The sequence below is a fragment of the Flavobacterium frigidum genome, assembly GCF_048286735.1.
GTDB lineage: Bacteria > Bacteroidota > Bacteroidia > Flavobacteriales > Flavobacteriaceae > Flavobacterium.
In genome coordinates this window covers 33,241-46,782 of the sequence record NZ_JBLVPU010000005.1, presented here as the reverse complement: position 1 = coordinate 46,782, position 13,542 = coordinate 33,241, and the positions used below count along the sequence as shown (strand labels likewise).

Sequence of the window (13,542 nt, the reverse complement as noted above, 5' to 3'; positions counted from 1 at the left end):
ATGAAATCTAAAATTCTGTTTTTATTATTTCTGGGAATGTTCAACTTGCATTCTCAAACTACAAAAAAAGGGACGCCAGTAAAAAAAACGGCTACAACTGTAAAAGCAACGTCTAAACCAGCGGTGAAAACACCTGCAGTAATAGAAGGAATTTTTGCTACCATTGCCACTAACAAAGGGAATATTGTATTGGAATTAGAATACAAAAAAACACCTGTAACAGTAGCAAATTTTATCGCTTTAGCAGAAGGTAAAAATACTTTTGTAACGCAAGAAAATCTGAAAGGAAAACCATTTTTTGATGGTTTAAAATTTCACCGTGTTATCAAAGATTTCATGATTCAAGGTGGAGATCCTGTTGGAAACGGTTCTGGAGGACCTGGTTATTCATTTAAAGATGAATTCACAGACTTAAAACACAACAAAGCCGGAATTTTATCTATGGCTAACTCTGGACCAGGCACTAATGGAAGTCAGTTTTTTATCACGCACAAAGAAACTTCTTGGTTAGACGGAAAACACACTGTTTTTGGTCATGTTACAGAAGGAATGAATGTGGTGAATACAATTGCCGCAAATGATGTTATTACCAAGGTAACTATTGAAAGAAAAGGCGCTTTAGCCAAAAAATTTGATGCCCCAAAAGTGTTCACGGACTATTTCAATTATAAATCCGAGGACCAAAAGAAACAGGACATCATCAATGCGGAGAATAAAGCCAAACAAGCTGCGCTAATGGCAGACGCTAAACGAGTATATACAGAAAAATATGGTCCAGTAATCGATGCAAAAAAAGCATATTTAGCCACCGCAAAAACAACTGCAACCACTACTCCATCAGGATTAATGTACACCATAACACAGAAAGGAACAGGCGTGAAACCGCCTAGAGGCGCAACCTTCTATTTCAATTATGCTGGTTATTTTGAAGACGGAACCCTATTTGATAGTAGTTATGAAGACGTGAACAAAGCATACGGAAAATTCGATGCCAATCGCGCAGCACAAAACGGATACCAATGCTTCCCATTTGAAGCGGGTAAAAAAGACGGAATGATTCCTGGATTTATTGAAGGACTAGACAATATGGGATTTGGTGATAAAGCAATCGTTTTTATTCCGGCCAATCTTGCTTACGGAGAAAGAGGTGCAGGTGGTGTAATTCCGCCAAATACAATGCTTATTTTTGAATTGGAAATGCTAGAAAAGCAACCTGCCCCGAAACAATAAAGTTTAAAAAGTAGATTATAAAAAACCCGACAGATTTTGAAATCTGTCGGGTTTTTTGTTTGATATAAAAAATATTTTCTCGTTGATTCAACATCAAGTTGTCATTAATCTACACCACACTGAAATTTAATGCTAGACCACGTCCAAATTTGTCATTCTGACGAAGGAAGAATCTCGACAACTTGAATACTCCACTTGTGGCTATTCCTCCTTCGCAGGAATAACAAATAAACTTGTGAATTTAATTGAGAAAATAAATTATTTCTTCCCGAATTTCCAGTCAAATTCGTCTTTTTGATTGATAATAGCACCAATTTCAAATTTCACCACCTCATCAAATTCCGTTTGAAAAATTATCCAATTTTCTTCATTGAAATAGTTTTCAAACGTATCAAATTCTTCCTGAGTGAATTTAGTTATGGCTTTAGCAGCCAAATCTTTCTTTACATCACTAATTTTTCTGTTGATAATTTTGTTGCCAAACAACTCCAGTTCAGAGCTTGAAGCAACGATATACCCCAGTTTAAACTCCTCCTCTACATAGAAAGTCAAACGCATTTTTAGTTTATTGTACGCAAAAATAACGTTGTCATCTTCGTCCTTATAATTGCGATCCGGCTTTCCATAAAGCGCCGTTACATCATTTTGTTTCATTCCGAAAATGAGTTTCTCAATTCCGATTTTTGGATTTATTTTCATTGTGGTTGTTTATGTTTTAATTATTATTGCTACCAATTAGTTGTTGCATTGCGCTTTCGCCAAATGTGGAATCGCATACAGTACCCATCTTGGCTTGCAAAGTTCGGAAAGATTTTTACAAAGTCGGTTACTTTTCGATAGTAAAAATTAATTCAAACTAGAACTGTACTAGCAAAACTAATTTGTTACGGACTAAACCACAATAAAAGCTTCACCTTCAATGAAATTCTATGAATTGAATTTTAAATCATAGTACCACTATAAATCTGGTAACTTTGTAAGAAAATTTTAATACATTTGAAATAATTAAAACAACATAAATCTTCGCTTACTAACTATTATTAGGTTTATTGGCGAAAGTTTATTTCGTTGATAAACTAGTTGTGCGAAATTCTGTTCAAAACCGTAGTCACAAGAACGCCATGAATCAAAAAAAAGTTGTACTTATTGTTGGAGCTGGAGCTGTAGAAAATGCTTGGCTACCAATTTACAAATCATTTCAAAATGTTTTTGAGTCTTCGATTGACGACGCTGATAGTGCAAATTTTCAATTTACTAGATTAGTTTATCTACTAAGGTTTTACTCCGCGTCAAAATTTGCTGATAATACAAAAGATGCTCTCGAAAGTGCTAAAAGAAAAGTTACGGAATTAAAACATGAAATTGTAAAGCAACTAAATCTTGCTCAACAAAATCAAGAACTAAAAGTTAGAAGTCATTTTGAAGCGCTTTTAATAAATTTTATCTTTAAAGACGAAAATGAATTTGCAGTAATTTCTACAAATTGGGATACAGTCGTAGGAGAAGCAATAAATCAATTCGCAAAGAAAGTTGAACATGGGAAAACGATAAATATTTTGCATTTACATGGTTCCATTGAAAAACCGAATAGTTTGTATCTTCCTTCAGAAATTACATGTGAAAACTATCGAAGTGTTGAAGAAGATAACGAACACGGGGTAAATCAAGCAATTCTACTTAGCATTTTAAAAAAATCAAATCAAATGATTCTATATGGCATTTCGCTAGATCCATTAGATGCAGAATTAAATCAAACTATATTTGTAAGTTTAAAAAATGAGAATTTACAAGAAATCGTTATAATTAATCCAGAACATAAAAAGGTTTTTAATAGAGTGCAATTATTATTACAAGAAACTAATAGAAATATTAAAATTTCTTGCTATAATCCTTCAAGATATTAATATCCATTAGAACTCCGCACAACACATGCTAAAACTCATGGCTAGGTTTTCGGTAAATTGTTCGTTCTTTTTTCCTAAATTCGTTTTCTCTTACTGGAGAAAACTCGGTTCCCAAGCCGCCACGAGCTCTAGCATGGGAACGTTGTGCCTATGTCTGAGGAAAATTCGTTAATTAAAAAACAATGTGAAATAAAGAAACTATTCAAAAAAAATAATAAACCCTAAATATTGTAAAAATGTCAGAAAGTAAAATTATAGTAAGAATGTCTAAAAGTACTGGGATTTATAATAAAAGTAATAAGTACGAAATACTCATTAATAATGAATCTAAAGCTGAACTTGACTATGTAAATAACAGACAAATATTTATTGCAGAAAGCGGGAGAAATATTATTCAGATTAAAAATGAAAATACAAGTATTGTAAAAGAGATAAATATAAAATATGCCCAAGACATAACTATAACTATTAATGCAAGTGTTACTTATAAATTAGGTTTGGGAATTATTATAGGAATTGCAATTACAGGTTTAATTATTCAATTAATTATTGCGAAAAAAGTAATATTGCCTTTAATTTTTATTCCATTTATTTCATTGCTTTTCGTAAAAAAAGAAAATTTTCCAAATAGTTTTGAAATAACAATTAGTAAGTAAGACATCCGCAATCCGCCGTTTGGCAATATGGCGGGATTTGGCTTAATTTGAAGTTGGTTTTGTATTTGGGAGATTTGCTTTGCCTATTCGCTATCGCACTAGTGGCATATTTGAAAATAAGGTTTAATCTAGTCCCAAACCCTCTGAATTAAGGGTATGTTACCAGTTTAATAAAATAACGTTAAAAAGAAAACTATGAAAAAGTTAATTTTATTATTTGTACTAATTGTAAATTTAAGTTGCTCTAGCGACAAAACCGGAGTTGGAGACGGTCTTCCTTACTTTCAGTTTTTACAAGTTGATAATGATAAATTTATTAACTCAGCAGAAGTTGGAAAAATACTGATCTTTAAAAACCAAAACAATGGTGAATTGAAATTCAAAATTTTGAAAAACAATACCGAAAAGCAACTTGAAAGCAAAACAGATTTTGTAAATGGCTCCTATAAATATTTCTACTATGACGAACAAAGAATTGAAATGCAATCAACCTTATTGGCAGATGGTGATTTTTGTTGTAGTAGTTCATTTTATTTGAGTTTGAAAAGATGGCCAAAAACTTACCAAACAAATCCAACTGTTATTTCACAAGATTCAAAATTTATAACAAATATTGGATTAATTCCATTTTCAACTGGTATTCAAAATACATTTTTAGACTATTCAGAATCTTTAATAAATTTATCAATAAACGGAATAACCTATACAAAAGTTAGAAAAATTGAAATAACTCCAAATCCATTTCCAAATCCGAATTGGCAATTACCAAGTTTAAAAAATATATACTTTGAACAAAATAAAGGAGTAATAGGATTTGACGATTTACAGAATAATGAATGGAGATTACAAAACTAAATATTTTGGCTATCTGCTACAAGGCGTTTGGTAAGTTTGCAAATTTTGTAATAAATTCACGGTATAGTTAATTTTTACCTTTATTAGTAATTAATCCGCTGTGAACCTCTGAGGGACAATAAAACGAACCTATGTTTAAATAAAACCTACTGCATCGTCTTCAATTTAGATATACAATACACTTTTTTTAAAAACAACGAAAATGAAAAAAATAAAATTCGATAACATACAAGCCAACTGGTTTTTAACTTCGCTAATTGTATAATCGTTAATTGGTCTTGTGGTTGGTAGTTTTGAACTTATTCCATTTGAAAACCCCATCATAAATAGAAGAATTCGTGCTATTGGCTTCGCATCACAAGCCTTGTTTTTCTCTAGAACTTTCTGGTATAAAAATTATCTGCAATGGAATGAAAAAGGAATGTTCCTTCGCATAAACTCCTTCTCAGGAAAATCAATTGCGTTCAAAACCATTGAAAGTACCAAATTAGAAAACAATCTTTTGACCATTTATAAAAATGATGGCAACAGCTTTGCTTTTGACCTTAGTACTATTGACGAAAATGATTCGAAAAAATTAAATGATATAATCCATCACTATTGTTGCTGATCTACAAGGATTTAATATCAATACTGTTAAATCCCTTTGACTAAAAATTTTTCAATACAACTGCATTTTCAAATTTGCTTTTACGGCTTCAAACCACTCTGATCTTAAAATACTTAGAATAATGCTGTCGCGACGTTCGTCACCATCCGCTGTGGGCATATTACTGCGCAAGATACCTTCTACTTTGCAGCCGATACTTTTCATCGCCGCAATACTTCGTTTATTGTTATTGTCTGCACGAAATTCTACACGTTCTACTTCTAAAGTTTCAAAAGCATATTGCAAAAGCAAAAATTTGCAATGCTTGTTTAATCCCGTTCCTCTAAAAGCACTGCCGTACCAGGTGTAGCCCAGTTGTATTGTTTTGAAATCTAAATTCATATCATAAAAACGAGTACTTCCCGCATACTTCCCCGATTTTTTGTCGAATACAATAAACGGAAATTCGGTTTTGTTGTTGCGCGCTTTCAAAGCAAGATGTATGTAGTGCTCCAGATTTTCTCTACCATTGGCGCGCACCAAAGAATACTTCCAAGTCTCGGGTTCGTTAATCGAAATCTCCAATAAGTGCTCCACATCCGTTTCTTGTAGCGGTCGGAGCAACACCCTTTCATCCTCTAAAACTAAGGATTGAGAAAAATCAAAATTCGAATTCATAGCATTTAATTTTTATGATAGCAATACGTTCAAATGTAAATCTTAATTCGATCGCAATCCAAATTAATTTCTTTTTGGCTTTTTAAAAATTACTGCGCAATCCTATTTATTTTGAAATAAAAAAAATAAAATAAAATTCAATTGCAATTTTAGCATTAAAAATCAAGCTATTCAGATTGTTTTAAACTGATTTTTTTTTAATAGTAATAGTTTTAGACAACTATAATTTTGAACTTATACAAGTGTTTACCTCAAACAGAACCGCAGCTCCTTCTTTATTCTAAAATTTTTTCTTACTTTTAAAGTCAAAAGCAAGAACATCTTCTTAGCGTTGAAAACTACCTTGAACGAAATTTTAAAAAATGAAACCAATCCCAACATTTTTATTTTATTTACTACTTTTTAGCACAATTTTCTCCTACTCACAAAATAAAAATTCGACCGAATTTAAAGTAGCTTACGAGAAATTTACTTTAGATAACGGCTTGCAAGTTATCTTGCACATCGACCGTTCTGATCCCGTTGTTGCCGTTGCCTTAACAAGTCACGTAGGCTCAGCGAGAGAAAAAGTAGGACGAACGGGTTTTGCACATTTGTTTGAGCATTTACTCTTTTTGGAATCCGAAAATTTAGGAAAAGGTGGCTTAGATAAAATGAGTGCGCGTATTGGTGGCGAAGGAGCTAATGGTTCTACAAGCCGAGATCGAACGAATTATTTTCAAACTGTTCCCAAAGATGCTTTGGAAAAAATGATTTGGGCCGAAGCAGACAAATTAGGATATTTCATCAATACAGTGACTGAACCTGTTTTGGCTAAAGAAAAACAAGTCGTTAAAAACGAAAAAAGACAGAGTTACGATAACAGACCCTACGGTCACAATTTTTCAGTAATTTCAAAAAATTTATACCCTGGTACGCATCCGTACAATTGGGATGTAATTGGTTCACTTGAAGATTTGCAAAATGCTACGCTAGACGATGTTAAAAATTTTTACAACCGCTGGTATGTGCCTAATAATGTTACATTAACTATTGCCGGAGATTTTGATGTGAAACAAACCAAAGCGTGGGTCGAAAAATACTTTGGAGAAATAAAACGTGGCGAAGCGATTCCTAAAATGGAAAAACAACCCGTACAATTAACCGAAACAAAAAAACTATATTATGAAGATAATTTTGCCAAGTTGCCGCAGCTCACACTAACTTGGCCTTCGGTTTACGAATACCATCCAGACAGTTATGCACTAGAAGTGCTGGCTAATTATCTTTCGAAAGGTAAAAAAGCGCCTTTGTATAAAACCTTAGTTGAAGATAAGAAAGTGACTGATGCGGCTGATTTGTTTCAATACAATTCAGAAATAGCGGGTCAATATATGCTCAGCGTGACGGCTTTCCAGAAAACAAATTTAAATGATGTCATGAACGGCATCAATGAAGCTTTCAAAAACTTTGAAGCCGAAGGGATTTCACAACAAGATTTAGACCGAATCAAAGCCGGACAAGAAACTGCTTTTTATACTAATTTATCGAGTGTTTTAGGAAAAGGTTTTCAACTGGCACAGTACGAGATTTTTGCAGGAACCCCTGAATACATCAACCAAGATGTAAAGAATATTCTTGCTGTAACTACGCAGGATGTTATGCGGGTATATGAAAAATACATTAAAGGGAAAAATTATGTAGCCACTAGTTTTGTCCCAAAAGGACAAGCCAATTTAATTTTAGAGGGTTCGACAGTTGCTGCCGTAGTCGAAGAAAAAATAATCGAAGGAAAAGAGGATACTTTTGATGCCAGCATCGCAGCTACCTACAAAAAAACACCTTCTACATTTGATCGTAGCGTAGAACCTGCGTATGGCCAGAGTCCAGATGTAAAATTACCAATGGTATGGAAAAATAAGTTATCCTCTGGAATCAGCGTATTGGGTATTGACAATCGTGAAGTGCCACTAGTGCAGTTTCAAGTGCAAATAAAAGGCGCAATGTTACTTGAAAGCGCCGATAAAATTGGCGTTTCGAATATGCTAGCCGATTTGATGACAAAAGGAACCAAGAATAAAACTCCGGAGCAATTAGAAAATGCCATTGAAAGTCTAGGTGCTACCATCCGAGCATACGCTACCGATGAATCGATCTTCATTTCGGTTAATACATTGGCTAAAAATTACAATGCTACCATGGGACTTGTTCAAGAAATACTGCTGCAGCCTCGCTGGGACGCAAAAGAATTTGATTTGATCAAACAAAGTACGCTAAGCCAAATTCTACAACAAAAAGCAGATCCCAATAGTATTGCTCGAAACGAATACAAGAAATTAATTTACGGAACGGGTTCCATTTTAGCCAACAACCGCATTGGTACCGAAAACTCCGTAAACAGCATCACATTGGATGATCTAAAAAAATACTACACTCAAAACATGGCTCCGTCCGTTACTAATTTTCAAATTGTTGGAGCCATTAGCAAAACCGACGTTAGTAATTCATTGGTTACTCTGAATAAAAATTGGGAAGCAAAAAAAGTGACTATTCCAGCAGTTGTTTCTGCAAACACCGTTACAGCATCTAAAATTTATTTTTATGATGTTCCTGGTGCCAAGCAATCTGTAATTCGTATTGGTTACCCTGCTCTTGCGGCAATAGATCCCGATTTTTATCCAGCGCAAATCTTGAATTACCGTTTGGGAGGTGGTAGTTTCGCATCCCAATTGACGCAACAATTGCGCGAAGGAAAAGGCTATACCTATGGCATTAGCTCTTCGTTTAGTGGTTCTAGAAATAAAGGTCCGTTTACGATTGCAAGTGGTGTACGATCTAACGTAACCTTTGAATCAGTGAATTTAATCAAAGATATTTTAATGCAATACGGTAAAAATTTCAACGATACCGATCTGGAAGTAACAAAAGGCTATTTGATAAAAAGTAATGCAAGAGCCTTTGAAACGCTATCGTCTAAACTGGAAATGTTGTACGATATTAACAATTATAGCTACTCGAATGATTACGCGAAACAGCAGGAAAATATCGTGAAGAAAATTACAATTGACGAACTAAAAAAGTTTTCTGAAATGTATTTGAATGCCAACAAAATGATTTATTTGATTGTAGGCGATGCGGAAACGCAATTGAAGAAACTGGAGCAAATAGGTTTTGGAGCACCGATTCTTTTGAATCAATCTGCTGTAAAATAAATGAGCTTCAAACAGGAGTAGGCTTTTAAAATACTGCTAGTCCTAGCCCAGATCGAAGTAAAAATCCTTACTGCAAAAAAGATAATTTTTCTTGTCCTGAAAGAGCGACCAACGGAAGCTCCTTTCAGGATTTAGAAAAATATTTTTTTTTAAGGAAGAATTGAAACGCAGAGCTGGATAAGCTCCTTGAAATTTTACTCACTCATTTCGTCATAGCGCTGCGGTACTTGTGGGTCGTATGCCGGACATTTGAATTCCTCCATAGTATCAGCAAGGAGATTCATAGTTTTCCCATCGGTTCCATAGCAATCTATTTGAATGCTTTGTGGCGTTGTATTGATGTGAAATGCACCTACTCCGTTAGTGTTTTTCCAACTGCTTTCGTCTACTTTTTCCCATTTTGAAAATACCGAGGCGATTCTGTTTAAGATAACCTGAACAGGAAGTTCTTCTAGTCCTTCGACCGTTTCTTGCTCCACAAGGGCCTCGTATACCAAGTGATGATTCAGATAAATTCCGTCCTGATATTTCCAAAAAACCAATTCGTACATAAATAAAAAATTAAAAGATTAAAAGATTGAAAAATTAAAAGATTGAAAAATGAACTCCGATTGAAGCTTTTTAATATTCGAAAGTTCCGTATTCGCTGGTAATTGTCAGTTTTTTTGAAGTGGCAGCTTCTACTCTACCAACTATTTGTGCATCGACATTAAATGATTTTGAAATCTCGATAATGTCTTGTGCAATAGCTTCGGGAACGTAAATTTCCATTCGGTGACCACAATTGAATACTTGATACATTTCTTTCCAATCGGTTTTTGATTGCTCTTGGATTAACTGAAACAAAGGCGGAACTGGAAATAAATTGTCTTTTATAATGTGTAAATTTTCTACGAAATGCAAAATTTTAGTTTGCGCTCCTCCACTGCAATGCACCATTCCGTGAATTTCATTAGAAGAATATTGGTCTAAAATTTTCTTGATGATTGGAGCGTACGTTCTAGTTGGCGACAATACTAATTGTCCAGCATCAATTGGTGAATTTTCAACAGCATCCGTCAAGTTAACTTGTCCGGAATAGATTAATTCTTCGGGAACGGCAGCATCAAAACTCTCTGGATATTTGGTTGCCAAATACTTCCCGAAAACATCATGACGTGCAGATGTAAGTCCGTTGCTTCCCATTCCGCCATTATAGCTTTTTTCATATGTTGCTTGACCAAAAGAAGCCAGTCCTACGATTACATCGCCTGCTTGAATGTTGGCATTATCAATTACTTTGCTACGTTTCATACGAGCTGTAACTGTAGAATCTACAATTATAGTTCGAACAATATCACCTACATCAGCGGTTTCTCCACCTGTAGAATGAATGGTCACACCAAAAGTATCAAGTTCTTTGATTAGTTCTTCCGTTCCGTTGATGATAGCCGAAATCACTTCCGCAGGGATGAGATTTTTATTTCTTCCGATGGTGGAAGAAAGTAAAATGTTATCTGTTGCGCCTACGCACAATAAATCGTCAATATTCATAATCAACGCATCTTGCGCAATGCCTTTCCATACCGAGATGTCGCCTGTTTCCTTCCAATACATGTACGCCAAGGAAGACTTTGTACCCGCTCCATCAGCGTGCATAATCAAACAATACTCTTCATCTTGGGTTAAATAATCAGGGACAATTTTGCAGAAAGCTTGAGGAAACAATCCTTTATCAATGTTTTTTATAGCATTATGAACATCTTCTTTGGATGCCGAAACACCGCGAAGCGCATATCTTTTTGAAGTATCTGAACTCATGTAGTATAGTTGTGAAGCCTGCTTTTAGGCAGATAGTTGTGGTGCAAAGATACTAATTTGATTTAGGAATTAGGAACAAGGTTTTAGGATTTTTGTGCTATTTTTGAAGGATCAAAATCTCGACTCTGCGGTTGGCCGCTCGTTCTTTTTCGTTTTTTTCGGGCAAACGGTAAATAGGTCTACTACTTCCAAATCCTTTATAACCCAATCTTTTTGTTGCAATTCCGCTTCGAATCAAAAAATCAAAAATAGCCTTTGATCTTCGGTAAGATAACTTAACGTCATTTGGGTCACTGTTGCAACAAATATGTCCTTGAATTTCAATTTTCAAAGTAGTCTCGAGTTGCATAAAACGCAATAATTCATTTAAAATATCAGTTGCTCGATCAACAATTACCTCTGAATTAAATTTAAAATTAACATTTTTCAAAATTATAAATTCACCTACTTCCGCTTTCTGAAGCTGCGTAGTTAAATTATTTGAACTCTCTACTATTGGCGATTCTAATGTTTTTATTGTATTTTTAATTTGTAAAGGTGACGGAGTAATCACTTCAGAACTTGGAATTATGTTATGGTAAAAAACAACTACCTTACGATGAATACCGTGATGTGTAGCACCTTTAAAATCCTCACCGAATGCTACAACAGCCGCAGTAGAATCAATATTAATGGTATGATTTTCAAAACGTTTTTTTATGTATTTTGCTCTTCTGTTCGCCAACAGCATATTGTATGAAAAACTAGCTGTACTATCACAATAAGCCTCAATTCGAGAAATTTTAATTTGCTGCTTATCCTGCAACCATTGAGTAAATTTCATTTCAGATTTACTATTGAGATAATCTTGATCAAGATCAAAATAAAAAATAGCTTTTTCTTGCGAAAATAGTGCTCCGTTCCAGAGTAGGCTAATAAAGAGTAAATATTTGATCATCTTCTTTGATTTCAATTAGAATAAAATCTAAAGCTTTTGGCTCGTGAATCAAATTAATGATATCGTTAAAAAAAGACCAGAAAGCACTATTCAGATACACAAACGAAAAAAGCATCCATTTCTTATTAAAAAGATGCTTTTTTTTGATATATAATTCCAATCGTTATTTTATTCCCAATCTGGCATACTTGCATTTGAAAAAAGTATCAAACGCGATGCACCAAGATTGTTCCCTGCAGGAGTGTACTTGATAATATTTTTAATAGACAAGCCATCGTTTGAGGTATTCATCAAAATAAATTCGGCTTCATTTGGCGAAAGTCTTACGTCAATATCTATGGTCCCGATAAGTTTTTCGGCACTTATTTCTGTAGTTACGCCAGTGCTTAATACGGCTTGAAAAACTCGGCTATCTAATTGCCTGTAATTTGCATCTTCAAAACCAGATACGTCTCTTGTAAAAATTAATCGTTGTCCGTTTATAGAAAAATTAAGCCCTCCTATCGCTCCATTAATACCTGACACAACCTGATTTTGCACTGTTCCTGCTGTATTGATTACATAAATTTCAGCGTTGTAACCATTAGGATCATTTACTTTTATAGCAATTTTTGAACCGTCATTGCTCCAATCGCATTCAGAAATGAACTTACCATTTGGTGTTTGATAAATCTTGGTTAAGCCGCTTCCGTCATTATTGATGCGATACAACTTATCAAAAGATGGATATATAATTTGGCTTCCAGAGGCATTCCAAGAAAAATTGAGATAATCCGAATTAAAGCCAGAAATAGGTGCCGCGTTGGTGATTTTTAATACGTTGGTTCCATCTGGATTCATCGTATAAATATGATTTTGACCACCATTTGATCTTATGAATGCTATTTTATTTACTTGATTATTTTTTCGAGGGCGCCAACTATTTACGCTAGTATTGGTCAGTTGTAACTGATTACCACTTTCATCTCCGGAATAAATTACATAGTTATTAACCTCCTTTTTGACAAATAGAAACCGAGCATCACGGAAGTCTATTGTGGTAAAAGCGCGCACTGGACTTAGAACAGCGGGATTAATAGCATCAGAAACTGCTACTTGCCAATAGTATTTAGTGCTATAGGACAAGCCTTTAATGGTTAATGTGTTTTTAGAAATGTTAAGAAAAGTTACGACCTCTGTATTGTTCTCTTTTCGTAATGTAATTACATATTTTAAACTGTCTTTCTCTATATCGGTGGCTGTCCATGCTAAATTGATTTCGAGAGCCTGATTGATTGCATTATCTGCCGGTGTCACTAACACGGGCGTTGTAGGAGGTTTATTATTTGTAGTTGACAACTTCAACTCAAAAACTAAACTAGAGGTTTTATTAGCATTAACGGTTGCTGCTTCAAATTTAGCAATATATCCTTCCTTTTGAGCCTCAAACGAATAATCCCCTACTTTTACATTATTGACTACAAACTTACCCTGTTCGTCAGTAAACACAATGCTAGTATTGGGGTTTGAGAACACTTTAACATTAGCCATAGGTTTAAAATCTACAGCACTAACTACTTTACCTTCTATAGTACCAAATTCTTCTCCTGCAAACTTTTCCTCCTCACAAGAAAGAAAAATGAAAAAGAGCAAGACTATATATCTTACTTTTAAAACTCTTTGAATTATTGGTAAGATATTGCGATTCATATTAGGTTCCTTT

General features: G+C 34.3%; 12 protein-coding genes. 6 read left to right on the top strand and 6 right to left on the bottom strand.

The features are described from left to right. Positions 1-1,230 carry a peptidylprolyl isomerase gene (locus ACNQGO_RS04555; RefSeq protein ID WP_417978998.1) on the top strand — a complete coding sequence of 410 codons (1,230 nt, stop codon included), beginning with the start codon at positions 1-3 and terminating at the stop codon, positions 1,228-1,230. 258 nt (positions 1,231-1,488) lie between these two features. Here the strand turns inward: ACNQGO_RS04555 and ACNQGO_RS04550 are convergent, their stop codons facing one another. Continuing rightward, positions 1,489-1,929: a hypothetical protein gene (locus ACNQGO_RS04550; RefSeq protein ID WP_417947641.1), complete on the bottom strand. Its 441-nt coding sequence runs from the start codon at positions 1,927-1,929 to the stop codon at positions 1,489-1,491. A gap of 422 nt (positions 1,930-2,351) precedes the next feature. Between ACNQGO_RS04550 and ACNQGO_RS04545 the strand changes: the two genes are divergently transcribed. From ACNQGO_RS04545 to ACNQGO_RS04530, 4 genes are all read left to right on the top strand, one after another. Next, on the top strand, positions 2,352-3,134 hold the full coding sequence (locus ACNQGO_RS04545; protein WP_417978996.1) for an SIR2 family protein: 783 nt from the start codon (positions 2,352-2,354) through the stop codon (positions 3,132-3,134). A 236-nt stretch (positions 3,135-3,370) separates the two neighbouring features. Then, positions 3,371-3,790 (top strand): hypothetical protein, encoded by a 420-nt coding sequence (locus tag ACNQGO_RS04540; protein ID WP_417978995.1) that lies wholly within the window; start codon positions 3,371-3,373, stop codon positions 3,788-3,790. Between the two features lie 195 nt (positions 3,791-3,985). Next, the gene (locus ACNQGO_RS04535; protein ID WP_417947732.1) at positions 3,986-4,645 is read left to right on the top strand and encodes a putative periplasmic lipoprotein; all 660 of its coding nucleotides are present in this window, start codon (positions 3,986-3,988) and stop codon (positions 4,643-4,645) included. 280 nt (positions 4,646-4,925) lie between these two features. Beyond that, positions 4,926-5,255, top strand: a complete 330-nt coding sequence (locus ACNQGO_RS04530; protein ID WP_417947734.1) for a hypothetical protein — start codon at positions 4,926-4,928, stop codon at positions 5,253-5,255. 51 nt (positions 5,256-5,306) lie between these two features. Here the strand turns inward: ACNQGO_RS04530 and ACNQGO_RS04525 are convergent, their stop codons facing one another. After that, a complete protein-coding gene (locus ACNQGO_RS04525) occupies positions 5,307-5,912 on the bottom strand; it encodes a GNAT family N-acetyltransferase (RefSeq protein WP_417947736.1) in 606 nt (201 codons plus the stop codon). A gap of 362 nt (positions 5,913-6,274) precedes the next feature. Here ACNQGO_RS04525 and ACNQGO_RS04520 point away from each other — a divergent pair, with 362 nt between their 5' ends. Beyond that, positions 6,275-9,103, top strand: a complete 2,829-nt coding sequence (locus ACNQGO_RS04520) for a M16 family metallopeptidase (RefSeq protein WP_417984403.1) — start codon at positions 6,275-6,277, stop codon at positions 9,101-9,103. Positions 9,104-9,297: 194 nt separating this feature from the next. Here ACNQGO_RS04520 and ACNQGO_RS04515 read toward each other — a convergent pair whose 3' ends face one another. From ACNQGO_RS04515 to ACNQGO_RS04500, 4 genes are all read right to left on the bottom strand, one after another. Continuing rightward, positions 9,298-9,654, bottom strand: coding sequence for a hypothetical protein (locus ACNQGO_RS04515; RefSeq protein ID WP_417947762.1), 357 nt, complete (start codon positions 9,652-9,654; stop codon positions 9,298-9,300). Between the two features lie 70 nt (positions 9,655-9,724). Then, positions 9,725-10,903: an AIR synthase related protein gene (locus tag ACNQGO_RS04510; protein ID WP_417947761.1), complete on the bottom strand. Its 1,179-nt coding sequence runs from the start codon at positions 10,901-10,903 to the stop codon at positions 9,725-9,727. Between the two features lie 97 nt (positions 10,904-11,000). Then, positions 11,001-11,840 carry an OmpA family protein gene (locus tag ACNQGO_RS04505; protein WP_417948003.1) on the bottom strand — a complete coding sequence of 280 codons (840 nt, stop codon included), beginning with the start codon at positions 11,838-11,840 and terminating at the stop codon, positions 11,001-11,003. A gap of 168 nt (positions 11,841-12,008) precedes the next feature. Beyond that, a complete protein-coding gene (locus ACNQGO_RS04500) occupies positions 12,009-13,529 on the bottom strand; it encodes a carboxypeptidase regulatory-like domain-containing protein (RefSeq protein WP_417984401.1) in 1,521 nt (506 codons plus the stop codon). Between the last annotated feature and the right edge of the window lie 13 nt (positions 13,530-13,542).